Genomic DNA, 25,435 nt, shown 5'->3' on the forward strand with positions numbered 1-25,435 from the left:
TACACAGTGCCTTTGCCCAACTGCCTCGGCGTTACACAGAATCAACGTCCGACGGTCACGAACGCGCCCGCAAATCGCCCATAAGCGCCCCCACGCGCCTACGCACGCCTACGCCCGGTCCTACGAGTAGAGCGCAGCGACGCCCCGCTCCTTCAAGGCCGTGCGGTACTGCTCCAGGGCCCACAGCTCCTGGCGCACCTCGGCCGCCCGCGTGTTCCCGTGCTGGGCCTCGGCACGCCGCGCGGCCGACTCCAGCTCCCGGATGCGCCGGTCCACCGCGGCCAGCCGGACCTGGACCAGCCGCCGCCCGGCGTACACGTCGGCCTCCTGCTGCCGACGGCGCGGCATGTTCAACGGCTCGACGGCCAACTCCCTGATGAGCGTGCGCACTCCGTCGTCCGGCGCGGCCTCGGCCACCCGCTCCAGATAGCCGTCGTCGGCCGCCCCCGCGCCGCCCGCCTCCCCGATGGCGCGGCGGACCACCGCGTAGGGCGCCGCCGTGAACTCGTCCTCGCCATAGGCGTCGAACGCCGGTGAGACCAGCGCCGGGAACTGGAGCGCCAGCTTCAGCAGCTCGCGCTCCTCCAGGAACGCCGGGCTGCGCAGATTCAGCGGCGGCCCGGCGGGACGTGGCGCCGGCGCGCTCGGGGCGACGGGCGCTGCGGCGGACGACCGGACGCGGGTGCCGGCCGGCGCGGGCGCCCCGGCGGCGCGCTGCCGCTCCCGCCCCCACTGGTTCACCTGGCTGATCCGGCGCACGACGAAACCCTCGTCCAGGATGCCCAGCAGCCCGGCGAGCCGCACGGCGTAGTCGCGCCGGATGGAGGCGTCCTTGATCTGCGCGATGATCGGCGCCGCGAAGTCCAGCGCCGCCGAACGGCCCTCCGCCGTGTCCACGTTGTGCTGTCTGACGACCGACTCGATCGCGAACTGGAACAGCGGCGTCCGGGAATCGATCAGCTCGCGCACGGCCTCGTCGCCCTTGGCGATCCGCAGCTCGCACGGGTCCATCCCGCCCGGCGAGACCGCGATCCAGGTGCGGGCGACGAACTTCTGATCGTCCTCGAACGCCCGCAGCGCCGCCTTCTGCCCGGCGGAGTCGCCGTCAAAGGTGAAGACGACCTCGCCCGCGCTGTGCGAACTGGAGCTGTCCATCAGCACCCGGCGCAGGATTTTGACGTGCTCGCCGCCGAACGCGGTGCCGCAGGTCGCGATCGCGGTGGTCACGCCCGCGAGATGGCAGGCCATGACGTCGGTGTACCCCTCGACGACCACCGCCCGGTTGTCCTTGGCGATGTCGCGCTTGGCCAGGTCGATGCCGTACAGCACCTGGGACTTGCGGTAGATGGGCGTCTCGGGGGTGTTGAGATACTTCGGCCCGTTGTCGTCGTCGCGCAGCTTGCGGGCGCCGAAGCCGACGACCTCGCCCGTGATGTCCCGGATCGGCCAGATCAGCCGGCCGCGGAACCGGTCGATGGGCCCGCGCCGCCCGTCCTGCGCGATGCCCGAGGTCAGCAACTCCCGGTCGGTGAAGCCGCGTCCGCGCAGGAACCGCACCAGGTGATCCCACCCGGCCGGCGCGTACCCCACGGCGAACCGCTCGGCGGCGGCCTGGTCGAAGCCCCGGTCGGCCAGGAAGCGGCGCCCGATCTCGGCCTCCGGCGAGGCGAGCTGCTCGGCGTAGAACTGCGCGGCGACCTTGTGCGCCTCGATCAGCCGCGTCCGCTCACCCTGCAGCCGCCCCGGACTGTACCCGCCCTGCTCGTACCGCAGCGTGATCCCGGCCTGGGCGGCCAGCCGCTCCACGGCCTCGGAGAACGACAGGTGCTCCATCTTCATCACGAAGGCGAGGGTGTCCCCGCCCTCCTGGCAGCCGAAGCAGTTGCCCGTGAGGATGTTGTCCTCCAAGACGAAGGCGTGCCCCTGCTCCACAGTGGCGCAGAACACCTCCTCGACACGCTCCGTTTCCTCAACGGCTTTGACCACCCAGCCACGACGGGAGAAGCTCTTCCGGGCGTCCGCGAAGCGCTTACGGTGTTCGGTGTGGACGAAGAATTCCTCCGTCAGGTCCTCATTGACGAAGTGAACGCGGAAAAGAGAGCTGGGCTCCCGGCCAGGAAACCCTTCCCTTACCTGCTCGGTAATTCCGTAGGTGCCGATCCCCAGTCGTGTGCAGACGGTGCGTACGTATTCCAGCGTGTCCCGGTCGGCACTGTTCAGCATCACTGTCCCGTCCTTCGCCACATGGCCGTCGGCGGCGACATAGCCGGCCAGCCAGCCGTAGAGGTAGGGGACTGATTCGCTCAGTGGCGGCGGCGACTTGAAGAACTTGGGAAGGTGGTGGATGCGGATCTGCCGCTCGGTGTGCACCTGGTCGCTGAGATGGAAGTACTTCAACAGCTCGCCATCCTTGACCGGATCGAGCTGAGCCATCGATCCGGTGCCGTTCAGCGTACCGTCACCGAACGTGATGCCGTGCGCGATCCCGAAAGGCGAAGGCGTCGTCTGCTTGACGCGCGAACCAGGGAAAACATAACTCAGCCGGCGACCGGGCTTCAGTTCGCTGGTGACACACTCGCTGACCTTGTACCGGCTCCGTCCCGACCACACGAACCATCGATGCTCCGGCGTCGCGTGGATGATCTTCGTCTGATGATTCCGCCCGATCGTGATCTTCATCAAGCGCTGCACACCAAATGACCGGAACGGCGCCTCGTACCAGTTGCCATTGCGCGTAAGGACGCGATGGGTGCCACCGGCCAGCTCACGGATGGGCTTCACCCCCTCCCAGGTGAGCACACGCGTCTCCCCGGCCAGGCAGTGGTAGAGGCCCTTGCTCGGACTGACGTGGAACGAGGGCGACTTCTCGTCGTGGAACGGGCACAGCCCCTTGAGATTGCCCCCGCCCGCGGGGCGGAGCTGGAGGTACTCGGACACGACGGCGTCGATCGGGACCGCGTCCCGCACCGCCTTCACGTCCTCGTCGTTGATCCTGCCCGCCACGCCAGAAGTCTACGGCGGCCCCCCGACAGGCCCGCCGGGCGCTCACCCGGATCCGTCGGGCACCCGGTGCGGGTGTCCCGTGAAGGAGTCATGTCGGATTCGTTTACACGATGAAAGCCTGCCGGTACCCTCGCGGCTTGGGAGCGCTCCCACACCCCCATACTGTGTGGAGAGTGGATTGTGAGCCGTAATCCGTATCTGTCACTCCGAAGACGGCTGTCCGTCGTGGTCGGCGGCGTGCTCGTCCTGCTCGCGGGCGTGCTGACGCTGGCCCTGCCGCAGCAGGCCGCGGCCGATCTGCCGTCCGGGACCAGCTTCTACCGGGACCCGAACTCCCAGGTCGCGCGGTGGACGGCCGCGAACCAGGGCGACTCCCGGCACGCGGTGATCAGCCAGGTGATCGACAGCCGCCCGCAGGGCATCTGGTTCTCCAGCTACCGGCCGTCTACGGTCACCGCGGATGTGCGGGCGGTCACCGATCCGGCGGCGGCCGCCGGCCGGACCCCGGTGCTGGTGGTCTACCAGTTGCCGTACCGCGACTGCGGCGGCGCGTCCTCCGGTGGTGCCCCGGACCACGCCGCCTATGACCGCTGGATCGACGGCTTCGCCGCGGGGCTCGGCGACGACCCCGTCGTGGTCATCCTGGAGCCCGACTCGCTGGCGCTGACCACCTGCCTGGACAGCTCGCAGTTGGCCGGGCGCAACGCGTCGCTGTCCCGCGCCGGTTCCGTGATCCACGCCGCCAACCCCAACGCGCGGGTCTACTACGACGCCGGCCACTCCGCGTGGCACAGCCCGTCGGCCATGGCGAGCCGGCTGCGCGCGGCCGGGGTGACGACGAACGGCGACGGCATCGTCAGCAACGTGTCCAACTACCGGACCACCTCCGACGAGGTCGTTTACGCGAAGGCGGTGCTCGGGCAGTTGGGCGACGCCGACCTCGGCGCGGTGATCGACACCAGCCGCAACGGCCGGGGCCCGGCCGCGGACAGCGAGTGGTGCGACCCGCCGGGCCGCGGCCTGGGCCGGGCGCCCACCGCCAACACCGGCGACTCGCAGATCGACGCCTTCCTGTGGGTCAAGCCCCCGGGCGAGGCGGACGGCTGCGCCGCCGCGGCGGGCCAGTTCTCCGCGCAGGTCGCCTATGAGCTGGCGCTCAACGCGGGCGACGGCGGCGAGACGGACGGCGGCGCCACGGTCGGTGGCGAGACGGACGGCGGGACGACCGACGGCGGAGCAACGGACGGCGGCGCCACCATCGGCGGCAGCGCCGACGGCGGGACGACGGACGGCGGCACCGGCGGCGGCTGCACGGCCGAGTACCGCGTGATCAACGACTGGGGCAGCGGCTTCACGGGCGAGGTGACCATCACCTGTGACGGCGACTCGCTCAGCGGCTGGACCGTGAGCTGGACCTTCTCGGGCAACCAGCGGCTGAGCCAGGCGTGGAACTCCACCTGCACCCAGCAGGGCACCACGGTGACGTGTCGGGACAGCGGCTGGAACGGCACCGTTCCGGACGGCGGCTCGGTCACGTTCGGCTTCAACGCCACCTACACGGGCAGCAACCCGACCCCGGTCATCGTCCTCAACTGACGGTCCCGCCCCCACCGCCGGCCCACGGCCCCACCGCGGGCCGGCGGTTCTCACTCGGTCTCGAACCCGGGCGGCTCGAAGCCCGTGGTGTCCAACTCAAAACCGAACGGCTCGGGAATGGGCAACGCCTCCCCGAACGACACCGTGCGCCGGGCCCGGTAGCCGTTCGGGGACGGCCGCCAGAAGGCCGTGATCTCTTGAGTCTGCATGTCCACCAGCAGGTACACGGGCACGTTGCGACCGTAGACGGCGAGCTTGTCCTCCCAGTCGGCGTCCCTCGTGGATTCCGACGTCATCTCGGCGACCAACGACAGCGCGGCCCCGGCCACCGCGCCGCGCGTCTGCTCGAAGGCGGCCTCGTCGGCCACGTGCAGATCCGGGCCGAAAGCCCGCTTGGCGGCGGGAAAGGCGAAGAGAAACGGCCCGACGGACGCGTCGTGCCCCGCCGGGACATGCGGAGCGAGACGCTGCTGCAGCAGCTTCAGCGCGCGCTTGTAGTAAGGCCGCTGCCACGGCGACACGACGATCTTTCCCCCGATGATCTCGGCCTTGTAGCCGGCGGACGTGTTCATTTCCAGCAGCTCCCGGAGGAGATCCTCGAACTCCCCGGGGTTGGGGCCCTCTATCGTCGTCGGCCGCTCCATCGCCATCACGCTCACCGCGGTCTCCTGCGTGCCATAGATCGTCTGCTGTCCATCCTCACGCTAGCCCGGGTCGCTGTCACCCCCGGCCCCCTCGCCTCCGGCTCACCCGCGTGAGTGACCCGGGCGGGCGCAGGCTCCGGGCCCCGCTGTCACGGCCGGGGGACGTTGCGCAGGTTGGAACGGGCCATCTGGACCATGCGGCCGACGCCGCCCTCCAGGACCATCCGGCTGGCGGACAACGCGAAGCCCGTGACCATCTCGGCCTTGATCTTGGGCGGGATGGACAGCGCGTTGGGATCGGTGACGACGTCCACCAGCACCGGACCCCGGTGGCGGAACGCCTCGCGCAGCGCGCCGCGCAGGTCCTTCGGCTTCTCGACGCGGATGCCGTGCGCCCCGGCGGCGCGGGCGATGGCGGCGAAGTCGGAGTCGTGGTTGGTGGTGCCGTGGGCGGGCAGGCCCGAGACCAGCATCTCCAACTCCACCATCCCCATGGAGGAGTTGTTGAAGACGACGACCTTCACTGGCAGGTCGTACTGGACGAGGGTGAGGAAGTCGCCCATCAGCATGGCGAATCCGCCGTCGCCCGACATGGCGACGACCTGCCGGCCGCGGTCGGTGAACTGGGCGCCGATCGCCTGCGGCAGCGCGTTGGCCATCGAGCCGTGGCTGAACGAACCGATCACCCGGCGGCGGCCGTTGGGTGTGAGGTACCGCGCGGCCCAGACGTTGTTCATGCCGGTGTCCACGGTGAACACCGCGTCCTCGGCGGCCTCCTCGTCCAGCACCGCCGCGACGAACTCCGGGTGGATCGGCGTGCGCTTCTCCACCTTGCGGGTGTAGGCGTGGACGACGCCCTCCAGCGCGTCGGCGTGCTTCTTCAGCATCCGGTCCAGGAAGCGGCGGTCGGTCTTCTCGGTGACCAGCGGGGTCAGGCAGCGCAGCGTCTCGCGCACGTCGCCCCACACGGCGAGGTCGAGCTTGGAGCGGCGGCCGAGATGCTCGGGGCGGACGTCGACCTGGACGATGCTCACGTCGTCCGGCAGGAACGCGTTGTAGGGGAAGTCGGTGCCGAGCAGGATCAGCAGGTCGCACTCGTGGGTCGCGTCATAGGCGGCGCCATAGCCGAGCAGGCCGCTCATGCCGACGTCGAACGGGTTGTCGTACTGGATCCACTCCTTGCCGCGCAGGGCGTGACCGATGGGCGCCTTGACGCGTTCGGCGAAGCGCATGACCTCGGCGTGCGCCCCCGCCGTGCCGCTGCCGCAGAACAGCGTGACGCGTTTGGCGGTGTCCACCATCCGGGCCAGCTTCTCGATGTCGGAGTCCGAGGGCCGCACGGCCGGCCGCGTGGTGACCAGGGCGTGTTCCTCGGCGCGCTCGTGGATCTGCTGGGCGGCGATGTCGCCGGGCAGGGCGACGACGCTGACGCCGCCGCGGCCGATGGCGTGCTGGATGGCGGTCTGGAGCACGCGGGGCATCTGCTGGCGGTTGGAGATCAGCTCGCAGTAGTGGCTGCACTCCTGGAAGAGCTGGTCGGGGTGGGTCTCCTGGAAGTAGCCGCTGCCGATCTCGGAGCTGGGGATGTGGGAGGCCAGCGCGAGGACGGGCGCCATCGAACGGTGCGCGTCGTAGAGGCCGTTGATGAGGTGCAGATTGCCCGGACCGCAGGACCCCGCGCAGGCGGCGAGCCGGCCGGCGACCTGCGCCTCGGCCCCGGCGGCGAAGGCGGCCGTCTCCTCGTGCCGGACCTGGACCCACGCCATCTCGCGGTGCCGGCGGACGGCGTCCACGACGGGGTTGAGGCTGTCGCCGACGACCCCGTAGAGGCGGCGCACGCCGGACTTGGCAAGGATGTCGACGAACTGTTCCGCCACGGTCTGCTTGGCCATCGCTCAGTCACCTTCCTCGGCCCCCGGGGACGACATGAGCAATTTAGTCCCTTATAGGGAAATTTTCCGGGCGAAGACGTAGTGCGGCCCGACACCCTCGATCTGGAACTCCTCCCCCTGCACGGCGTAGCCCTGCCGCTCGTAGAAGCCCCGGGCCACCGACCGCCCGTTGCACCACATGAGCTCCGCCCCGCGCGCCGCCGCCTCGGCGGTGGCGGCCTCCAGCACGGCGGCGCCGAAGCCCCGCCCGCGGGCGCCCTCGGCGGTGGCCATGCCCCGGAAGCGGTAGGCGACGGCCCCCTCGGCACCGGTCATCAGGTCAGGGAAGACGGTGATGCAGCCCAGCGCCTCGGTGCCGTCGCCGTCATAGGCGGCCACATGGAACGTTTCCGGCCGGTCGTCCTCGGCGAACGCGGCGGATTCGAGCGGCAGTCCGGGGCGCAGAATCCGGTGCCGCAGCGCGACTATCTCGGACAGGGGAACGAGGGCGGTGCGGATGGTCATGCCGGCCAGGGTAGGCGGCGCCGGCGGCCCGGCCGGTCCGGGGGCGGCCCCGCTCACTCCACCTGAAGCACCTGGGCCACCGGGCGGCGGGGGGTGGCTGGGGCGCGGGGGCCGTAGCCCAGGCGGAGGACTACGTGGACCTGGCCCATCGGGGACATCGGATCGCGGTCCGCCCAGCGGGCGTCGGACCAGTCGACGGGGGCCGAGCTGAGGCCGGCCGAGACGCCGCGGCGGGTGGCCACCAGCAGGACCCGTTCCATCGCCTGGCCGGCCCGGAGCCAGTCGGTGGGGCGGTCCTCGGCGGTGCCCAGCAGCGCGAGCTGTGGCTCCTGTTCGAACGGGGATTCGCCGGGGGTGCGTTCGGCCGGGGTCATGCGGCCGGCGAAGTCGTGGCCGTCGGGGGTGCGTTCGGGATCGGTCCACTCGGCCAGTTCGGCGGCGCGGCCGGGGTCGGCGTGGTCGCGGCCCTCGGCGTCGTGGACCAGGTCCAGCACCGTGCGGACGTGCCAGGCGGAGGGGTAGTGCAACTGGGCGCCCTCGCTCTCGGCCGCCTCGCGCAGGGCGGCGCGGACCGGGTCGGCGACGCGTTTCTCGGAGAACGGCAGGCGGCTGGTGCGGCGGCGGCGGATCGCGGGGTGGAGGGCGGCCAGGTCGGGGTCGCCGTCGGCGCGTTCGAGGCGGACGGTGGCCAGCAGCCGGGGGTCGTGGGGGTCGGGCAGCAGCCGGGTGACCGGCCGCCAGCCGGCGTGGGCCGCGGCGACGCGCAGGTTGAGCAGGGCCGCGCCGCAGCCCATGTGGAGGGCGCGGCCGTGCGGGTCGGAGTGCGGCAGACAGCGGTCGAGGGCGGCGCGGATCTGGAAGAGGGCGCTGTCCCGGGTGTAGCGGAACCGCCAGGGCTGGGCGTTGTGCAGGGAGGGGGCAGCGGTGGCCGCGCGGACCAGGGCGGTCACGGTCTGCGGGCGCGGCTTGTCGGTCGGCACCTGGCTCCCTCCGGCTCCGGCTCGGCTGCCCCCGCACCCATCACCATAACGCGGACATATCGGGCAGGCGCTAGCTGGCGGCCGGAGTGGGCAGTGGGGTGCCTCGGTCGGCGAGCGCGTCGGGGTCCACGGGGGTGCCGGTCCTGACCAGGTGCTGGATGGCGTCGGTGACGTCCCAGACGTTCATGTTGAGGCCGGCGAGCACCCGGTTCTCCCGCAGCCAGAACGCGATGAACGCGCGCTTGGCGACGTCGCCCCGGAAGACCACGCGGTCGTAGGTGCCGGGCGGGGCCCAGCCGGAGTATTCGAGGCCGACGTCGTACTGGTCGGAGAAGAAGTACGGCACCCGGTCGTAGGAGATCTCCTGGCCCAGCATGGCGCGGGCGGCGGCCGGGCCGGAGTTCAGGGCGTTGGCCCAGTGCTCCACGCGGCGGCGGGCGCCGGTGTCCGGCGCGGCGACGGAGGCGACGTCCCCGGCGGCGAAGATCGCGGGGTCGCTGGTGCGCAGCGCGGAGTCCACCGCTATGCCGCCGGACGGGGCCAGGTCGAGGCCGGCGTGCTCGGCGAGCGCGGCGCGCGGCCGGGCGCCGATCGCGGCGAGCACGGCGCGGGCGGGGAGTTCGCGGCCGTCCTCGGTGCGCACGCCGGCGACCATGCCGTCCCGGCCGGTGATGGCGGCCAGCCGGGTGCCGAAGTGGAACGTGACGCCGTGCTCGTGGTGCAGCGCGGTGAACACCTCGCCCACCTCGGGGCCGAGCACCGCGTGCAGCGGAGTGGCCTCGGGCTCCACGACGACGACCTCGGTGCCCAGGGCGCGGGCCGCGGCGGCGACCTCCAGGCCGATCCAGCCGGCGCCGGCGATCACCAGCGGTTCGCCGGCCGGGGCGCGGCTGGTCAGCACGCCGCGCAGGTGGTCGGAGTGGGCGAGGCGGCGCAGGTGGTGAACGCCGGCCAGCTCGGTGCCGGGTATGCCCAGCCGGCGGGGCTCGGCGCCGGTGGCGAGCAGCAGCGCGTCGTAGGGGACGCGGGTGCCGTCGCCGAGCCGTACCTCGCGTCTGTCGCGGTCGACGGCCACGGCGGGCTGGCCGAGGTGCAGTTCGATGCGGTGGTGGGCGTACCAGGCGGGGTCGTGCACGAAGACGCTGTCGCGTTCGGCCCGGCCGGTCAGATAGTCCTTGGACAGCGGGGGGCGCTCGTAGGGCTGTTCGTGCTCGTCGCCGATGAGGATCACCCGGCCGGCGAAGCCCTCCTCGCGCAGGGTCTGGGCAGCTTTGGCCCCGGCCAGTCCGCCGCCGATGATGACGAACGTCCGGTGTGTGGCGTCCACGCAAGTCCTCCTGATCAGGTTCCCCGTCCGGAAGGAGCCTGCCCCACCGGGCGCCCGGCCGGAAGGGGGCAGGTCAACGCCGGGCAGGTCAACCTCTCGGCCGGTGGACGGGGACGAGGCGGGCATGCAGCGAGCGGGCCGCGGCGTCGGTGAGCGCGGCGAGCTGGTCGACGATCACCCGCAGCCGCGCGGCGTCGTCCGGCGCGGTCTCGAACAGCGCCCGGTACTGCGGGTCGAGCCCGTCGGGGGCGCGGGCGGCGAGCGCGTCGCCGAGCTCGGTCAGCATCGCGCGCTGCCGGGCGCGCAGCCGCTCCTGGTCGGGGCGCCGCACGACGTGGACGTGGGCGACGGCCTTGAGGACGTCGCACTCCAGCCGGGTCTCCGGCGGCAGCACCAGCTCGGCGGCGTACCGGCGCAGCGGGCCGGGCCCGAACCGTTCGCGGGTGGCGCGCTCGGCGGCCAGGCAGAACCGGCCGATGAGCTGGCTCGTGGCGTCCTTCAGCCGGGCCTGGGCGGGCGCGCCGCCGTCGTAGGTGTGCGGCCACCACTCCTGGGCGCGCAACCGGTCCAGGGCGGCGGCCAGTTCGGCGGGTCCGGTGCCGGGCGGCGCGTAGCGTTCGGCGGCGACGGCGAACACCTCCTCCCGCTCCGGGCCGGCCCGCAGCGCGGCCGGGTCCAGGTGGCCGGCGTGCAGCCCGTCCTCCAGGTCGTGCACGGAGTAGGCGACGTCGTCGGCCCAGTCCATGACCTGGGCCTCGAAGCAGCGGCGGGCGCCGGGCGCGTCCTGCCGCAGCCAGGTGAAGACGGGCATGTCGTCGGCGTAGACGCCGAACTTCGGGGAGGCGGGCTCGGTGGGGTGACCGCCGCGCGGCCAGGGGTATTTGGTGGCGGCGTCCAGGGTGGCGCGGGTCAGGTTGAGCCCGACGGACCGGCCGTCGGTGTGGGCGAAGCGCTTGGGCTCCAGGCGGGTGAGCAGCCGCAGCGACTGGGCGTTGCCCTCGAACCCGCCGCAGGGCTCGGCGATGACGGCCAGCACGCGTTCCCCGTTGTGGCCGAACGGCGGGTGGCCCAGGTCGTGGGCGAGGCAGGCGGCCTCCACGATGTCGGGGTCGCAGCCGAACGCGGCGCCGAGATCGCGGCCGATCTGGGCGCACTCCAGGGAGTGGGTCAGCCGGGTGCGGGGGGCGGCGTCGGCCGCCGGCGCGTCGGGGGTGACGACCTGCGTCTTGCCGGCCAGGCGGCGCAGCGCGGCGGAGTGCTGCACCCGGGCGCGGTCGCGCTGGAAGGCGGTGCGGCCGGGCCGCTTGTCGGGCTCGGGGTCGAAACGTTCTGCGGCGGCCTCGTCATGGCCGGCGGCGGCGTGCATGCCTCGACGATAGGACCCTGGCGCGAGAACCCCGGCGCCGGAACGTTACGCCGTGACGGCGAGGGCGGCGCCCGGGTAGGGCTGGGTGCGCACGCCCAGCGCCTGGTCGTAGCGGTGCAGCAGCAGCCGGGCGAGCGCCGGGTGGCTGCCCAGCGGGGCGGCCACCACACCGGGCGCGGCCTCGGCGCAGCGGGTGTGGAACAGTCCGGGGGCCACGAAGCACGAGGCCACGGATATCTCCCGGTGGCCGGCCTCGCGCAGGCCCTCGATGGCCTCCGGCACCGTGGGCCTGGCCGCCGAGGCGTAGGCGGGCAGCACGGGGACGCCGCCGAGCCGGGCGGAGAGCATGTTCGCGGTGTACTGGGTGCCGGCCGCCGACTCGGGGTCCAGCGAGCCGGCCGCGGCCAGCACGACGGCCGAGCCGCGCCGGTACCCGGCCTCGGCGAGGCGGCTGTGCAGCGCCTCGGCCAGCAGCGGGTGCGGGCCCAGGCAGCCGGCGGTCACCGCGTCCAGGTGCGGGGCGAAGCGGGCCAGTACGGACGGGATGTCGTGCTTCACGTGGTAGCCGCGGCTGAACAGCAGCGGCACCAGGACGGCCCGGCCGCGCAGCCCGGCGAGCGTGTCGGCCAGCAGCGGCTCGTCGGTCTCCAGGTGGCCCAGTTCCACGCGCAGCCCGGGCCGCAGGGCCCGGACGAGCCGGATCAGCGCGGTGACGGCCCCGGCGGCCCGGGGGTCGGGGGACCCGTGGGCGACGGCGACCAGCGTCGGGGCTGCGGTGGTGAGGGCTGCGCTCATGCGGCCAGCCTGCGCCCGGCGCGTTGCCACCGTGTTGCGCCGGTGTCACGTGTGGCCGCCCCGTTCCTCACGGGCCCGCTCGCGCCGGGTTGAGACCGCCGCCCCGGCCGGGTAACGCGGCGGGCCCCGTTGTGTAACACGCGCGAAGCATCATGGCCGCATGACCGCTGAGACCGCCGCCGCCACGGACACCCACTGCCCGTACTGCGCCCTGCAATGCGGGATGCGGCTGCGCCCGCTGCCGACCGCGCCCGGGGGCCTGGAGGTGGAGGAGCGCACCGCGTTCCCGGTCAACCGCGGCGCGCTGTGCGGCAAGGGCCGCACCGCCCCCGAGGTGCTGGCCGGCGGGGTGCGGCTGACCGAGCCGCTGGTCCGCCGGGACCGCTCGGGCGAGCTGGAGCCGGCGACCTGGGACGAGGCCCTGGACCGGATCGCCGCGGGCCTCAAATCCACCCGGGAGACCCACGGCCCGGACGCCGTCGGGGTGTTCGGCGGCGGCGGGCTGACCAACGAGAAGGCGTACACGCTCGGCAAGTTCACGCGCCTGGTGCTGGGCAGCTCGCAGATCGACTACAACGGCCGGTTCTGCATGTCCTCCGCCGCGGCGGCCGGCACCCGCGCGTTCGGACTGGACCGGGGGCTGCCGTTCCCGCTGGCCGACATCCCGCGCACCGGCTGTGTGATCCTCGTCGGCTCCAACCTCGCCGAGACCATGCCGCCCGCGCTGCGCTACTTCACCGAGCTGCGGGAGAACGGCGGCACGCTCATCGTCGTCGACCCGCGCCGCACCCGCACCGCCGAGCAGGCCGATCTGCACCTCGCGCCCCGGCCGGGCACCGACCTGGCGCTGGCGCTGGGCCTGCTGCACCTGGTGGTGGCGGAGGGCCGGGTGGACGAGGCGTTCGTCGCCGAGCGCACCACCGGCTGGGAGCAGGCCCGCGCCGCGGCCATGGCGCACTGGCCGGAGCTGGTCGAACGCGTCACCGGCGTGCCGGTGCCGCAGTTGCGCGCGGCCGTGCGGATGTTCTGCGAGCCGGAGGCGGCGATGGTGCTGACCGCGCGCGGCCCCGAGCAGCAGTCGAAGGGCACCGACACCGTCGGCGCCTGGATCAACCTGTGCCTGGCCACCGGCCGCGCCGGCCGCCCGCTGTCCGGCTACGGCTGCCTGACCGGGCAGGGCAACGGGCAGGGCGGGCGCGAGCACGGCCAGAAGGCGGACCAGTTGCCCGGCTACCGCATGCTGGCCGACCAGGCCGCGCGCGAGCACGTGGCCGGGGTGTGGGGCGTGGACCCCGAGGTGCTGCCGGGCCCGGGCCGCAGCGCCTACGAGCTGCTGGACGCGCTGGGCCGCGATACCCCGGACGGGGTACGGGCGTTGCTGCTGATGGCCTCCAATCCGGTGGTCTCCGCGCCGCGCGCCGCGCATGTCGAGGAACGCCTGCGGGCGCTGGACTTCCTCGCGGTCTGCGACGTGGTGCTGTCGGAGTCCGCCCGGCTCGCGGACGTGGTGCTGCCGGTGACGCAGTGGGCGGAGGAGACCGGCACCCTCACCAACCTGGAGGGGCGGGTGCTGCTGCGCCGCAAGGCCGTGGAGCCGCCCGCCGGCTGCCGCAGCGACCTGGCCGTGCTGAACGCGCTGGCCGCGCGGCTGGGCTGGGAGAAGGGCTTCCCCACCGACCCGGAGGAGGTCTTCGACGAGCTGCGCCGCGCCTCGGCGGGCGGCAAGGCCGACTACTCGGGCATCACCTACCGGCGGATAGCCGACGAGGACGGCGTGTTCTGGCCCTGCCCGGAGCCGCCGGTGCCGGCCGGGACGGCGGCGGCCGACGACGACCCGTCCAACGACCACTCGGCGCCGGTCCACCCCGGCACGCCCCGGCTGTTCCTCGACCGCTTCGCCACCCCGGACGGCCGGGCCCGGTTCATGCCGGTCAGCCACCGGCCGTCGGCGGAGGAGCCGACCGCGGACTACCCGGTGTACCTCACCACCGGCCGGGTCCTCGCGCAGTACCAGTCCGGCGCGCAGACCCGCCGTGTCGGGGAGCTGAACGCGGCGGCGCCCGGCCCGTTCGTCCAGCTCCACCCGCGGCTGGCCGAACGCCTCGGCGCCGCCGAGGGCGACCGGCTCGCGGTGATCTCGCGCCGCGGGCGGGCCGTGGCACCGGCCCGCATCAGCACGGACATCAGGCCCGACACGGTGTTCATGCCGTTCCACTGGCCGGGCGAGGGCCGCGCCAACAACCTCACCAACCCCGCGCTCGACCCGACGTCCCGCATGCCGGAGTTCAAGGTGTGCGCGGTGCGGGTCGAGCTGGCGGACCAGTAGTCGGGTTGCGGTCGGCTCCGCACCCGGCAGCATGGATGCCATGAACGACCTGACCCTGCTCGCCGAGCAGCACCTCGCCCTGGCCCGCCAGGCGGAACACGGCCGCAGCGCGCATCTCTTCCTGCACGACGGCCCGTTGCGGCAGAGCGTGATCGCCCTGGTCGGGGGCGCCGAGCTGGAGGAGCACAACGCGCCGCCCGCGGCCAGCCTGCACGTGCTGCGCGGCCGGGTCCGGCTGCGCTCGGCGGCCGGCGACATCGAGCTGGACGCCGGGCAGGTGATGCGGATCCCCCAGGCGCGGCACGGCCTGACGGCGCTGGACGACTCGGTCCTCGTCCTGACGTCCGTGACCGCGACCCCCGAACCGGTCGTCGTATACGACACGCGCCGGGTGCGCGACCCCGCGTAGTCAGGGGTGCGGCGGCTCAGCCGGAACGGTGCTCGCGCGGGCTGATCCCCCGCTCCCGTTTGAACGCGGTGCTCAGCGCGAACGCGGTGCTGTAGCCGACCCGGCGCGCCACCGACTCCACGGTGACGTCCGGCTCGCGCAACAGGTCGGCCGCCAAGTCCAGCCGCCAGCGCGTCAGATACGCCATCGGCGGCTCCCCGACCAGCGCGGCGAACCGGCGTGCCAGCGCCGCCCGCGAGACGCCCGCCTTCTCGGCCAGCGCGGAGACGGTCCAGGGGTGCCCGGGGTGGTCGTGGATCAGCCGCAGCGCCCGGCCCACCACGGGGTCGCCGTGCGCCCGGTACCAGGCGGGGGCCTCGGCCTCGGGCCGGGCGAACCAGGCGCGCAGCACCGAGATCAGCAGCAGGTCCAGCACGCGGTCCAGCACCACCTCCTGGCCCGGGTCGGCCCGGGCCATCTCGGCGGCGAAGACCGGCAGCAGGCCGCACTCCCAGTCGTCGGCGCGCAGCACGGCGACCGGCGGCAGCGCCCGGAACAGCCGCCCGCCCACCTCGTGCGGCAGCCGGTAGGTCCCGATCAGCAGCTCGGTGGGGCCCTCGGGATCGGTTCCCCAGGTGCGGACGCCCAGGTCCATGGCCTCGCACAGGTCGGTGCCGTCCGGGGCGAAGCCGCACCCGCCGGGCCGGATCTCCGCCTCCGGCTCGGTGGCCGGGTCGTCGGCCACGGTGTAGGGGTCGGGCCCGCGCACCACCGCGATGTCGCCGGGCGCCAGCGCGATCCGTTCCCCGTCGGCCGCGTCGGGCAGGATCCAGGCCGAGCCGCGCGTGGCGCACAGCACGGTCAGCGGCGCCTCGTCCCGGACCCGCACGGCCCAGGGCGGGGTGAGGATCGCGCGCAGCAGGAACGCGCCCCGGGCGCGGGGCCCGTCGAGCAGGCTGGTGAGAGCGTCCATGAGCGCGAGGGTAAACGCACGCGTAGACGCACGCGTATGCGCGTGCGCCGACCGGCGATGTGGCGCGCGTCCTGGGCCGGCCGCCCCGGGACTTCGGTGACTACGCCCGCGCGGCGGCGGCGTCCGGGGCCTGGGGCTGAACGCCCCCGGTGCTCAGCGGCGGGCCAGATCCGGTGCGGCCGGCCGGCCCGCCAACGGCTCACTGGGACGGGGTCCTGGGTCTCGGAGCCGGTCCCGCGCAGGTCGGTGCCGGACGTGACGGGGCTGAACGACACGACTCCGCGCTCAGCGACGGGCCAAGTAGCCCTGCATCGCCCGGTGCAGGGCCCGGTTCACCGCGCCGTTCAGCGGCAGCTCCCACTCGCCGAGCATCTCCACCACGTCCCCGCCGGTGCCCAGCTTCCAGCGGGTCAGCCCGAACGGCCGGTCGTCCGGGTCGAGCGTCTCCGGCACGCCGCGCATGTCGTACACCGACGCGCCCTCCTCGTGCGCGTCGCTGATCATGCGCCACTGAAGGGCGTTGCTCGGCCGCACCTGCCGCCGGTGGTCCGCCGAGCCGCCCGTCTGGTACCAGAAGCGGGCGCCGTCCGGGGAGCGCAGCAGAGTGTGCGCGGCGAGCACCTCGTCGTTCCAGGCGGCCGTATACAGCCGCATGGAGCCGCGCTCCTGGGCGTTCAGCATCTCGAACTGCCGCTGGTAGTACGCCAGGGAGCGGCCGAGCCGGAAGCCGTCGCGGCGTTCGGTGACGCCCAGCAGGGCGTGGAAGGCGGGGAGTTCGGCGGGGCCGGACAGGCTGGTGGCGACGCCCGCCCGGGCGGCGCGTCGGACGTTGCGCCGCCACTCCTGGCTGAGGCCGGCCCACAGTGCCTCCGGGGACCGGCCGGCCAGCGGGATCTCGAAGACGAACCGGGGCTGCGCGTCGCCGGCCGCGCCGCCGTCGTCCCCGCAGCGCCGCCAGCCCGCGTTCCGCAGCCGGTCGGCGACCGCCGCGCCCAGCGGCTCCACCAGATCGGGCAGCACGTCGCCCACCTTCCGGCCGGGTCCGGTCGCCGCCTTCAGGGTGGCCGCGTGCCAGCGGCGGTAGGCCAGCGGCGGGCCGAGCCGGACGGCGAACGCGCCCGCCTGGCGCAGCCGGTCCAGCAGCGGGGCCAGCCACCGGTCCAGGTCCGGGGCCGACCAGTCGATGACCGGCCCCTCGGGCAGGTAGGCGAACGACCGCCGCAGGCCCGGCAGCATCCGGTACAGCACCAGCGCGGCGCCGACCGGCGCGCCCGACTCGTCGAACCAGCCCAGGCTCTCGGCGGCCCAGCCGTGCTTCACCCGCCCCCAGGCGGGCGTCTGGAGGAAGCTCACCCGGCCCAGGCCGGCGTCGCTCCACGCCCGCCGGCCGCGCAGGAACGCCAGGTGCTCATCGGCGGACAGCACGCGCAACGCCGGGGCGGCGGGCTCAAGTTCACGGGGCCGCCGAAGCGGCGTCGGAGTCGTCAACGGGGACACTTCCCTCCGGGGGCCGGGGAGGGTCCGGACGGACCCACTCGCCTCCTGCACGCCCGGGACCCCCGGGAGGTGACGATGAGATTCGCGACAGGCCGCGCGGCTTCCCCGCGCGCCCGGCCAGCGGGCAGACTCCCCTGTTCGTGGAGCAGTTGAGGACCGGCGGCAACGCCGCCGGGGAACGGAGCGACCGCCCGGGCGGCGACGCGCCCGGCCGGGGCAGCGCGGTCATGGCCGCCGGGTCGCTGGTCTCGCGCGCCACCGGCTTCGTGCGCAGCGCCGTCGTGGTGGCCGCCCTGGGCACCACGCTGCTGGGCGACGCGTACCAGATCGCCAACACCGTTCCCAACATCGTCTACTTCCTGCTGCTCGGCGGCGCGCTCAACGCGGTCTTCGTGCCCGAGCTGGTGCGGGCCGCGCGGGAGCACCCGGACGGCGGCCGGGCGCACTCCGACCGGCTGCTCACCGTCTGCGCGGGCGGCCTGCTGGCGCTCACCGCCGTCGCCGTGCCGGCCGCGCCCTGGCTGGTGACGGCCTACGCGCCCGACTTCACCGGCGCGCAGCGGGACTTGACGGTGGCGCTGGCCCGGTACTGCCTGCCGCAGATCCTGGCCTACGGGCTGTTCACTCTGCTCGGCCAGAGCCTCACCGCGCGCGGCCGGTTCGGCGCGATGATGTGGGCGCCGGTGCTCAACAACCTCGTGATCATCGGGGTGTTCGGGCTCTACCTGGGGATCGCGGGGCAGGCGCGCGAGGCCGGGCAGGTGACCGACGGGCAGGCGCTGCTGCTGGGCCTGGGCAGCACGGCCGGGGTGGTGATCCAAGTGGCCGCGCTGATACCGGTGTTGCGGTCGGCCGGGGTCCGCTGGCGCCCGCGGTTCGACGTGCGCGGCGCGGGGCTGGGCGCGCCGCTGCGGGCGGGCGTGTGGACGGTGCTGCTGGTGCTGGTCAACCAGGCCGCGTACTGGGTGGTGACCAGCCTGGCCACCTCCGCCGGGGTGCGCGCCGCGGCGGCGGGCGCGGCGGCCGGCGTCGGCTTCGCCGCCTACACGGGCGCGTACCTGCTGTGGGTGGTGCCCCAGGGGGTGGTCACCGTCTCGCTGGGCACCGCCCTGCTGCCGCGGATGAGCGCCGCCGCCGCGCGGGACGACCTGGCGGCGGTGGGCCACGACCTGGCCTGGGGGCTGCGGCGCAACGCGGTCGCCGTGGTGCCCGCGACGGCCGCCTTCCTCGCGCTGGCCCCCCAACTGACCGGCGTGGTCTTCCAGTACGGCCAGACGGACGAGGCGGACACCCGCGCGCTGGCGTGGATCCTGATGGCGTTCGCCCCCGGGCTGCCCGCGTTCGCCGCGCAGTACCTGCTGGCCCGCGCGTTCTACGCGACCGGCGACACCCGCACGCCGTTCCTGCTGAACCTGGTCATCGCGGGCGTGGGCACCGGCCTGGTGCTGCTCGGCTACGCGGTGCTGCCGGCCAGGTGGGCGGTGGTCGGCATGGCCGGGGCCTACGCGGTGGCCTGCGCGGTGGGCCTGGCGTGCACGACAGCGGCGCTGGTCCGGCGGATCGGCCGCTGGCCGGGGACGTGCGGCGCGCATCTGCGGGTGCTGGCGGCGGTGGCGCCGGGCGCGCTGGCGAGCTGGGGCCTGGCGCGGTGGTGCGGGAACGCGCTGGGCGACGGGCCGGCCGGGGACGCGGCCGGGCTGGCACTGGGCGGCCTGGCGCTGGTGGTGTCGCTGGCCGCGCTCGCCCGGCCGCTGCGGGTGCCCGGGGTGCCGGCCGCGGTGCTGAACCGGCTGCCGGGGCGGGCCCGGTGAGCCCGGCCGAGGAGGCGTGGCGGGACTACGAGACGTTCTACGCGTCCACCGCCCGCCGCCTGGTCACCGCCGTCTACGCCCTGACCGGCGATCTCGCGGACGCCGAGGACGCGGTGCAGGAGGCGTTCGCCCGCGCCTGGCAGCGCTGGGACAAGCTGAGCGCCGAGGGCGACCCGGCGCCCTGGGTGCGGACCGTCGCCGTGCGGCTGGCCGTCAGCACCTGGCGCAAGGCCCGCAACCGGCTGCGCGCCCAGCTCCGGCACGGCCCGCCGCCGGCCGTGCCGTCACTGGCGCCCGACCATGTGGCGCTGGTCGCAGCTCTGCGGGAGCTGCCGGCCGAGCAGCGCGTGGCCGTGGTGCTGCACCATGTGCTGGACCTGCCCGTCGCCCAAGTGGCCCGGGAGACGGGCGTGTCGGAGCCGGCCGTGCGCACCCGGCTCAGCCGCGCCCGGAAGGCCCTGCGGGGCCGGCTCGACGACGACCGCGCGCCGCGCCGGCGCCCGGCGTTCCCCACGTCCCCCGAGGGGGTCTCACAGCCATGAGCGACCCGTTGGACGAGCGGCTGCGGGACTTCACCCACGAGGTGGACCCCGCGGTCACCCTGGCCGGCCCCGGCGACGCCCGGCGCCGGGCCGGGCGACGGCGCGCCCGGCGGCTCCGCGCGGGCGCCGCGGTGGCGCTGGTCGTCGCGGCGGCCGGGGTGTGGCGGTTCGCCCTCCCGGACGGAACGGACGGCGGCGAGGCGTCGCCCCCCGCGGGCGTCGTCGAAACCGAACCGGCGCCGCCGCCCCCCACCGCGCTGCCCTGGGACGAGAAGCTGCTCTGGGAGCCCGCCCACGCCGAGGCGGTGCAGCCGTCGATGGACGCCTGGTACACGCACTGCGGCTGGTTGGCGGCCACCACCGAGGCGAGCGGCGCGCGGGCCGAGGCGTCGTACTACACGGGCCGCGGCGGCGCGGTGGCCACCTTTGTGACGCTGGCGTTCGCCACCGCGGCGGAGGCGAAGTCGGCCGAGGAGCAGTTGCTGTCGGAGGGGAAGTGCGAGGGGCTGGTACCGGAGGAGTTCGCGGCCGTGCCGGAGGAGTACCCGGGCGCGTCGGAGGATCCGCTCGTCACCGTGCTCGACTACGGACCGGAGAGCGCTCTCCCGCTCAGCGACTCCCGGCTCTACGTGGGCCGCGAAGGCGAACGCCTGGACGTGCTGCGCGTGCTGACCGACTCCTCTCGCCAGGAGACCGAGGAGGCGGAATCGGTATGGCGCGGGGAGGACAACACCGCGACGTGCCTGCGGGAGCTGCTGGCGGAGGCCGCCGGCGCCTGCGAGGCGACGGCCCACCGCGCGCCGTGACGAACGGCCCGCGCCGCGCGCCTCACCACACGTCCCCGTCCCGCCAGTCGCAGACCAGTTCGCCCGCCGGGGCCAGGGAGGTGGTCACCGGGAGGACGTACACCCCGCCGTCGTCCTCCTCGGTGCGGGCTATGCCCAGCGGGGTCAGTGCGAACGTCGGGCCCTGCCAGGCCAGCCAGCCGCGTGCCGCGTACAGGCTCCGGCCGCCGTCGCTCGTGGACAGCGCGCCCAGGTCGTAGGCGCGGTGGATGACCCGTTCCACCGCGGTCATCAGCGCGGCGCCCAGGCCCCGGCGGCGGTGGGCGGGGTGGACCGCGACGCCCTCGACGTAGCCGGCGCGCAGCGCTCTCCCGGCGTGCAGCATCCGGCGCTGGACGACCGACGCGTGTCCGATCAGCTCGTCGCCGTCGAAGGCCAGCGCGTGTATGCCGCCGAGGGCGTGTTCCCAGTCGTGATCGGTGAGATCCCCTTCGAACGCGTCGTCCAGCAGGGTGTGCGCCGCGACCAGCGTGGCGGCGTCCAGGTCGGCGGTGTGGGCGGTACGCACCTCGTTCATACGATCATTCCTTGCTCTCACGCGGGCACGGGCGCAGCGTAGCGGGCTCACAGCGGCCGGGCCGGTGCGCTGAGGGCAGCGTTGCCTATGAGAAACGGCAGTGATGCGGACGGGTAACAGCCTCCCCGCACCCTCAGTGCATGGGATCGAAAAAGCGTGTGGTGGTCGTCGGCGGCGGGATGGCCGGCGCCCGGCTCGCCCAGCAGCTCGGCGCCGCGGACGGGCCCGCGGTCACCGTGCTCGGCGAGGAGCCGCACGCCGCGTACAACCGCGTTCTGCTGGCCGATGTGCTGGCCGGGCGGTACGCGCCCGAGGTGATCGAGCTGCCGCGCCCGGGTGACGCCGTCGCCTGGCGGGCCGGGATCAGGGTGGTGCGCGTGGACCGCGCCGAGCGCGTGGTCGTATGCGATGACGGCTCGCTGGAGCCCTACGACGCGCTGGTGCTGGCCACCGGGTCCAACCCGGTGCTGCCGCCGCTGCCCGGCCTGTTCCGGCCGGGCGAGGGCGAACTCCCGGACGGCGTCCACGCGTTCCGCACGCTGGACGACTGCCTGGCGCTGGCCGGCGCGGCCGCCGAGGGCACCCCGGCCGTCGTGATCGGCGGCGGGCTGCTCGGCGTCTCGGCGGCCCGGGCCCTGGCCCGGCGCGGCGCCCGGGTGGTGCTCGCCCACCAGGGCGAGCACCTGATGGAGCGCCAGCTCGACCCGGGCGCGGCGGCGCTGCTCCGGTCCCACCTGGGCGACCTGGGCGTCGAGACGCACACCGAGTGCCGGGTCCGCCGCGTGCGGACCGCGCCGGGCGGGCGCGTCGAGGGCGTCGAACTGGCCGACGGCTACCGGCTGGACGCCGAGCTCGTCGTGCTGGCCTGCGGGGTGCGGCCCCGCACCGGGCTGGCGCGGGCGGCGGGGCTCGGCATCGGCGCGCGGGGCGGGATCGTCGTGGACGACCGGCTGCGCTCCGCCGAGGACCCGCACGTGTACGCCCTCGGCGACTGCGCGGAGCACGACGGCGTGCTCTACGGCCTGGCCGGCGCGGCCCAGGACCAGGCCGATGTGCTGGCCCGGGTGCTCGCGGGCGACGACGGCGCGCGCTACCGGGGCACCCGCGCGCTGGTGCGGCTGACGCTGCACGCGAGCCCCGGGCCGCGTCCGCTGGACGTCGCCGCGTTCGGGCAGACGACGCCCGCGCCCGGCGACGACGTCGTGCAACTCGCCGACGCCACCACGGGCGCCTACCGGAAGATCGTCGTCCGCGGCGACCGGCTGCGGGGCGGGATCCTCGTCGGCGACCTCGGCAGCGTCGGCACCCTCGCCCGCGCCTGGGAGGGCGACGAACCGCTGCCCGCCACGCCTCTGCTCCACCTGCTGACCCACGACGGAGGGTACTGATGTCCACCGCCACCGAGACCATCGTCCTGATCGGCCACGGCATGGTCGGCCAGCGTTTCCTCGAGGAACTGGCCGACCGGGGGGTGACCGAGCGGGCCCGCGTCATCGTGCTGTGCGAGGAGCCGCGGCCCGCCTACGACCGGGTCCACCTCACCTCCTACTTCTCCGGCACCTCCCCGGAGGAGCTGTCCATGGTGCCGGCCGGGTTCACCGAACGGCACGGCATCGACCTCTACGTGGGCGACCCGGCCGTGGCGGTCGACCGGGAGGCGCGGACGGTGACCTCGCGGTCCGGGAAGACGTTCTCCTACGACACGCTCGTGCTGGCCACCGGCTCCTACCCGTTCGTGCCGCCGGTGCCCGGCAAGGACGCCACCGGCTGCTTCGTGTACCGCACGATCGAGGACGTGCTCGCCATCGAGGAGTACGCGAAGAACTCCGGCACCGGCCTCGTCGTCGGCGGCGGGCTGCTCGGCCTGGAGGCGGCCGGCGCGCTCAAGGGCCTGGGTCTTCAGACGCACATCGTCGAGTACAACCCGCGCCTGATGTCGATCCAGGTGGACGAGGGCGGCGGCGCCGCGCTGCGCCGCACCGTCGAGGACCTCGGGCTCATCGTGCACACCGGCGTCGGCGGGCAGGAGATCACCACCGGCGAGGACGGCACGGTCACCGGCATGGTGCTCTCGGACGGCTCCACGGTCGAGACGGACCTGGTGATCTTCTCGGCCGGCGTCCGGCCCCAGGACCAGTTGGCGCGCGAGAGCGGCCTGGAGATCGGCGAGCGCGGCGGCGTCGTCATCGACGAGCGGTGCCGCACCTCCGACCCGGCCGTCTACGCGATCGGCGAGTGCGCCCGCGCCGTGGACGGTATGGTCTACGGCCTGGTCGCGCCCGGCTACGAGATGGCCGCCACCGCCGCCGAGGCGATCGCGGGCGCGGGTGACGAGGGCGCGGCGGCGTTCACCTCGGCCGACACCTCCACCAAGCTGAAGCTGCTCGGCGTGGACGTGGCCTCGTTCGGCGACGCGCACGGCAAGGCGGACGGCTGCCTGGACGTCGTCTACTCCGACTCCCGCTCCGGCGTGTACAAGAAGCTGGTCATCGGGCAGGACGGCACGCTGCTGGGCGGTGTGCTGGTCGGCGACGCCGACTCCTACGGGCTGCTGCGCCCGCTCACCGGCAGCGTGCCGCCCGCCGCGCCGGAACAGCTCGTGCTGCCCGCCGGGCTCGCCCCGCCCACCGCGCTCGGCCCGTCCGCGCTGCCGGACGAAGCCGTCATCTGCAGTTGCCACAACGTCTCCAAGGGCACGATCCGCGCGGCCGTCACCGACCAGGGCTGCGCGACCGTGCCGGAGGTCAAGAAGTGCACCAAGGCCGGTACGGGCTGCGGCAGTTGCCTCAAGGTGCTGGGTCAGCTCGTCAACGACGAACTGGCGGCCGGCGGCGTCGAGGTGGACACCGGGCTGTGCGGCTGCTTCTCGCACACCCGGCAGGAGCTGTACGAGATCGTGCTGGCGCTGCGCATCACGTCCTACCGGCAGTTGCTGGACGACCACGGCCGCCCGGCGGCGCGCGGCGGGGACGGCTGCGAGATCTGCAAGCCGGCCGTCGCCTCGATCATCGCCTCGCTGGCGGCGTCGATCGGCGCCAACGGCTATGTGCTGGACGGCGAGCAGGCCGCGCTCCAGGACACCAACGACCACTTCCTCGCCAACCTCCAGAAGAACGGCTCCTATTCGGTGGTGCCCCGGGTGCCCGGCGGCGAGATCACCCCCGAGAAGCTGATCGTGATCGGCGAGGTGGCGCGGGACTTCGGCCTCTACACCAAGATCACCGGCGGCCAGCGCATCGACATGTTCGGCGCCCGGGTGGACCAGCTCCCGATGATCTGGGCCCGGCTGGTCGAGGCCGGCTTCGAGTCCGGGCACGCCTACGGCAAGTCGCTGCGCACGGTGAAGTCCTGCGTGGGCTCGACCTGGTGCCGCTACGGCGTGCAGGACAGCGTGCGGATGGCGATCGACCTGGAGCTGCGCTACCGGGGCCTGCGTTCCCCGCACAAGCTGAAGTCGGCGGTGTCCGGCTGCGCCCGCGAGTGCGCGGAGGCGATGGGCAAGGACTTCGGAGTGATCGCCACCGCCAACGGCTGGAACCTGTACGTCGGCGGCAACGGCGGCGCCACCCCGCGCCACGCCGACCTGCTCGCCCAGGACCTGTCCGACGCCGAACTGGTCCGGCTCATCGACCGGTTCCTGATGTTCTACATCCGCACCGCCGACCGCCTGGAGCGCACCTCGGTGTGGCTGGAGCGCATCGAGGGCGGCCTGGAGCACGTGAAGGACGTGGTGGTGCACGACTCGCTCGGCATCTGCGACGAGCTGGAGGCGCTGATGGCCGCGCACATCGCGAACTACCGCGACGAGTGGGCCGAGACGATCAACGACCCGGACAAGCTGCGGCGCTTCGTCTCGTTCGTCAACGCCCCCGAGGCACCCGACCCCACGGTCCGGTTCGTCGCCGAGCGCGACCAGATGAAGCCGGACCTGACGTTCCTGGCCGGCCCGGAGCTGCCGGTCCGCACCCTGGAAGGGAGCAACGCGCGATGAAGGTGGAAGTGGAAGCGGCCGGCGAGTGGATCCCGGTGTGCGGCCTGGCCGATCTGATCCCGGGCCGGGGGGTGGCGGTGCTGCTGCCGGACGGCGGGCAGGCGGCGCTGTTCCTCGACCGGCACGGCAAGACGTACGCCATCGGCAACCGTGACCCGTTCACCGGCGCCTATGTCCTCTCCCGGGGGCTGGTCGGGTCCACGGGCAACGAGGCCCCGTTCGTCGCCTCGCCCCTGCTGAAGCAGCGGTTCGACCTGGCGACGGGCACCTGCCTGGACGACCCGGACCCGGACAAGGCCGTGCCGGTGTACGCCACGCGGCGCCGGTAGCTCGGCCGAGCGACGGTCCGGGCGCGCATCGCCTCGCCGAGGAGCCGGAAACGCGGGACAGTGGACGTATAGACCCCCATATGTCCACTGTTCCGCTTTCGATCCGGAT

Annotated in this window: 20 protein-coding genes; 9 read left to right on the top strand and 11 right to left on the bottom strand. The window is 74.0% G+C overall.

The features are described from left to right. Positions 1-120: 120 nt before the first annotated feature. Positions 121-3,003 (bottom strand): DNA primase, encoded by a 2,883-nt coding sequence (gene dnaG / locus RM590_RS21760; RefSeq protein WP_311706339.1) that lies wholly within the window; start codon positions 3,001-3,003, stop codon positions 121-123. Positions 3,004-3,183: 180 nt separating this feature from the next. Between dnaG and RM590_RS21765 the strand changes: the two genes are divergently transcribed. Further along, positions 3,184-4,599, top strand: coding sequence for a glycoside hydrolase family 6 protein (locus tag RM590_RS21765; RefSeq protein ID WP_311706340.1), 1,416 nt, complete (start codon positions 3,184-3,186; stop codon positions 4,597-4,599). Positions 4,600-4,649: 50 nt separating this feature from the next. On the opposite strand, the gene RM590_RS21770 is transcribed toward RM590_RS21765, so the two are convergent. The 7 genes from RM590_RS21770 to RM590_RS21800 form a co-directional block, all read right to left on the bottom strand. Further along, entirely contained in the window at positions 4,650-5,249 is a 600-nt protein-coding gene (locus RM590_RS21770; protein ID WP_311706455.1) for a Uma2 family endonuclease, read from the bottom strand. Positions 5,250-5,392: 143 nt separating this feature from the next. Continuing rightward, positions 5,393-7,135, bottom strand: coding sequence for a pyruvate dehydrogenase (locus tag RM590_RS21775; protein WP_311706341.1), 1,743 nt, complete (start codon positions 7,133-7,135; stop codon positions 5,393-5,395). Between the two features lie 51 nt (positions 7,136-7,186). Next, complete coding sequence (locus RM590_RS21780; protein WP_311706342.1) at positions 7,187-7,639, bottom strand: GNAT family N-acetyltransferase; 453 nt, start codon at positions 7,637-7,639, stop codon at positions 7,187-7,189. A 53-nt stretch (positions 7,640-7,692) separates the two neighbouring features. Beyond that, complete coding sequence (locus RM590_RS21785) at positions 7,693-8,619, bottom strand: Acg family FMN-binding oxidoreductase (RefSeq protein WP_311706343.1); 927 nt, start codon at positions 8,617-8,619, stop codon at positions 7,693-7,695. A 70-nt stretch (positions 8,620-8,689) separates the two neighbouring features. Next, positions 8,690-9,946 (bottom strand): NAD(P)/FAD-dependent oxidoreductase, encoded by a 1,257-nt coding sequence (locus RM590_RS21790; RefSeq protein ID WP_311706344.1) that lies wholly within the window; start codon positions 9,944-9,946, stop codon positions 8,690-8,692. A gap of 88 nt (positions 9,947-10,034) precedes the next feature. Continuing rightward, positions 10,035-11,312, bottom strand: coding sequence for a deoxyguanosinetriphosphate triphosphohydrolase (locus tag RM590_RS21795; RefSeq protein ID WP_311706345.1), 1,278 nt, complete (start codon positions 11,310-11,312; stop codon positions 10,035-10,037). Between the two features lie 45 nt (positions 11,313-11,357). Continuing rightward, the gene (locus RM590_RS21800; RefSeq protein ID WP_311706346.1) at positions 11,358-12,107 is read right to left on the bottom strand and encodes a sirohydrochlorin chelatase; all 750 of its coding nucleotides are present in this window, start codon (positions 12,105-12,107) and stop codon (positions 11,358-11,360) included. A gap of 160 nt (positions 12,108-12,267) precedes the next feature. Between RM590_RS21800 and RM590_RS21805 the strand changes: the two genes are divergently transcribed. Together RM590_RS21805 and RM590_RS21810 are read left to right on the top strand one after the other, a co-directional pair. Further along, the gene (locus RM590_RS21805) at positions 12,268-14,433 is read left to right on the top strand and encodes a molybdopterin oxidoreductase family protein (protein ID WP_311706347.1); all 2,166 of its coding nucleotides are present in this window, start codon (positions 12,268-12,270) and stop codon (positions 14,431-14,433) included. Positions 14,434-14,464: 31 nt separating this feature from the next. After that, positions 14,465-14,842: a cupin domain-containing protein gene (locus RM590_RS21810; protein WP_311706348.1), complete on the top strand. Its 378-nt coding sequence runs from the start codon at positions 14,465-14,467 to the stop codon at positions 14,840-14,842. A 16-nt stretch (positions 14,843-14,858) separates the two neighbouring features. Here RM590_RS21810 and RM590_RS21815 read toward each other — a convergent pair whose 3' ends face one another. Together RM590_RS21815 and RM590_RS21820 are read right to left on the bottom strand one after the other, a co-directional pair. Beyond that, positions 14,859-15,794 carry an AraC family transcriptional regulator gene (locus tag RM590_RS21815; RefSeq protein ID WP_311706349.1) on the bottom strand — a complete coding sequence of 312 codons (936 nt, stop codon included), beginning with the start codon at positions 15,792-15,794 and terminating at the stop codon, positions 14,859-14,861. Positions 15,795-16,079: 285 nt separating this feature from the next. Beyond that, on the bottom strand, positions 16,080-17,291 hold the full coding sequence (locus RM590_RS21820; RefSeq protein WP_394813929.1) for a lipid II:glycine glycyltransferase FemX: 1,212 nt from the start codon (positions 17,289-17,291) through the stop codon (positions 16,080-16,082). A 227-nt stretch (positions 17,292-17,518) separates the two neighbouring features. On the opposite strand from RM590_RS21820, the gene murJ reads away from it, so the two are divergent. From murJ to RM590_RS21835, 3 genes are read left to right on the top strand one after another with little or no spacing between them, the layout of a single operon-like run. Next, a complete protein-coding gene (gene murJ / locus RM590_RS21825) occupies positions 17,519-19,102 on the top strand; it encodes a murein biosynthesis integral membrane protein MurJ (RefSeq protein WP_311706457.1) in 1,584 nt (527 codons plus the stop codon). Then, positions 19,099-19,644, top strand: a complete 546-nt coding sequence (locus RM590_RS21830) for a SigE family RNA polymerase sigma factor (RefSeq protein ID WP_311706350.1) — start codon at positions 19,099-19,101, stop codon at positions 19,642-19,644. Before murJ ends, RM590_RS21830 begins: the two co-directional genes overlap by 4 nt. Then, positions 19,641-20,450: a hypothetical protein gene (locus RM590_RS21835; RefSeq protein WP_311706351.1), complete on the top strand. Its 810-nt coding sequence runs from the start codon at positions 19,641-19,643 to the stop codon at positions 20,448-20,450. The genes RM590_RS21830 and RM590_RS21835 overlap by 4 nt, the downstream gene beginning before the upstream one ends. Before the next feature lie 22 nt (positions 20,451-20,472). On the opposite strand, the gene RM590_RS21840 is transcribed toward RM590_RS21835, so the two are convergent. After that, positions 20,473-21,006: a GNAT family N-acetyltransferase gene (locus RM590_RS21840; protein WP_311706352.1), complete on the bottom strand. Its 534-nt coding sequence runs from the start codon at positions 21,004-21,006 to the stop codon at positions 20,473-20,475. Between the two features lie 140 nt (positions 21,007-21,146). Here RM590_RS21840 and RM590_RS21845 point away from each other — a divergent pair, with 140 nt between their 5' ends. Genes RM590_RS21845 through RM590_RS21855 form a run of 3 tightly spaced genes read left to right on the top strand, consistent with a single transcriptional unit; the run spans position 21,147 to position 25,326 of the window. Continuing rightward, positions 21,147-22,394, top strand: coding sequence for an NAD(P)/FAD-dependent oxidoreductase (locus RM590_RS21845; RefSeq protein WP_311706353.1), 1,248 nt, complete (start codon positions 21,147-21,149; stop codon positions 22,392-22,394). Further along, complete coding sequence (nirB, locus tag RM590_RS21850) at positions 22,394-24,997, top strand: nitrite reductase large subunit NirB (RefSeq protein ID WP_311706354.1); 2,604 nt, start codon at positions 22,394-22,396, stop codon at positions 24,995-24,997. Before RM590_RS21845 ends, nirB begins: the two co-directional genes overlap by 1 nt. Beyond that, positions 24,994-25,326 (top strand): nitrite reductase (NAD(P)H) small subunit, encoded by a 333-nt coding sequence (locus RM590_RS21855; protein WP_311706355.1) that lies wholly within the window; start codon positions 24,994-24,996, stop codon positions 25,324-25,326. The genes nirB and RM590_RS21855 overlap by 4 nt, the downstream gene beginning before the upstream one ends. The last annotated feature ends 109 nt before the right edge of the window (positions 25,327-25,435 follow it).

Source organism: Streptomyces litchfieldiae (genome assembly GCF_031845365.1).
Classification (GTDB): Bacteria; Actinomycetota; Actinomycetes; order Streptomycetales; family Streptomycetaceae; genus Streptomyces; species Streptomyces litchfieldiae.

Excerpts from the sequence above, each read along its gene's own strand:
- RM590_RS21835 (WP_311706351.1), top strand. The coding sequence starts at position 19,641 with ATGAGCGACCCGTTGGACGAGCGGCTGCGGGACTTCACCCACGAGGTG.
- RM590_RS21780 (WP_311706342.1), bottom strand. The coding sequence starts at position 7,639 with ATGACCATCCGCACCGCCCTCGTTCCCCTGTCCGAGATAGTCGCGCTG.
- RM590_RS21770 (WP_311706455.1), bottom strand. The coding sequence starts at position 5,249 with ATGGCGATGGAGCGGCCGACGACGATAGAGGGCCCCAACCCCGGGGAG.
- murJ (WP_311706457.1), top strand. The coding sequence starts at position 17,519 with ATGGCCGCCGGGTCGCTGGTCTCGCGCGCCACCGGCTTCGTGCGCAGC.
- RM590_RS21815 (WP_311706349.1), bottom strand. The coding sequence starts at position 15,794 with ATGGACGCTCTCACCAGCCTGCTCGACGGGCCCCGCGCCCGGGGCGCG.
- RM590_RS21775 (WP_311706341.1), bottom strand. The coding sequence starts at position 7,135 with ATGGCCAAGCAGACCGTGGCGGAACAGTTCGTCGACATCCTTGCCAAG.
- RM590_RS21810 (WP_311706348.1), top strand. The coding sequence starts at position 14,465 with ATGGATGCCATGAACGACCTGACCCTGCTCGCCGAGCAGCACCTCGCC.
- nirB (WP_311706354.1), top strand. The coding sequence starts at position 22,394 with ATGTCCACCGCCACCGAGACCATCGTCCTGATCGGCCACGGCATGGTC.
- RM590_RS21805 (WP_311706347.1), top strand. The coding sequence starts at position 12,268 with ATGACCGCTGAGACCGCCGCCGCCACGGACACCCACTGCCCGTACTGC.
- RM590_RS21800 (WP_311706346.1), bottom strand. The coding sequence starts at position 12,107 with ATGAGCGCAGCCCTCACCACCGCAGCCCCGACGCTGGTCGCCGTCGCC.
- RM590_RS21795 (WP_311706345.1), bottom strand. The coding sequence starts at position 11,312 with ATGCACGCCGCCGCCGGCCATGACGAGGCCGCCGCAGAACGTTTCGAC.
- RM590_RS21840 (WP_311706352.1), bottom strand. The coding sequence starts at position 21,006 with ATGAACGAGGTGCGTACCGCCCACACCGCCGACCTGGACGCCGCCACG.
- RM590_RS21845 (WP_311706353.1), top strand. The coding sequence starts at position 21,147 with ATGGGATCGAAAAAGCGTGTGGTGGTCGTCGGCGGCGGGATGGCCGGC.
- RM590_RS21855 (WP_311706355.1), top strand. The coding sequence starts at position 24,994 with ATGAAGGTGGAAGTGGAAGCGGCCGGCGAGTGGATCCCGGTGTGCGGC.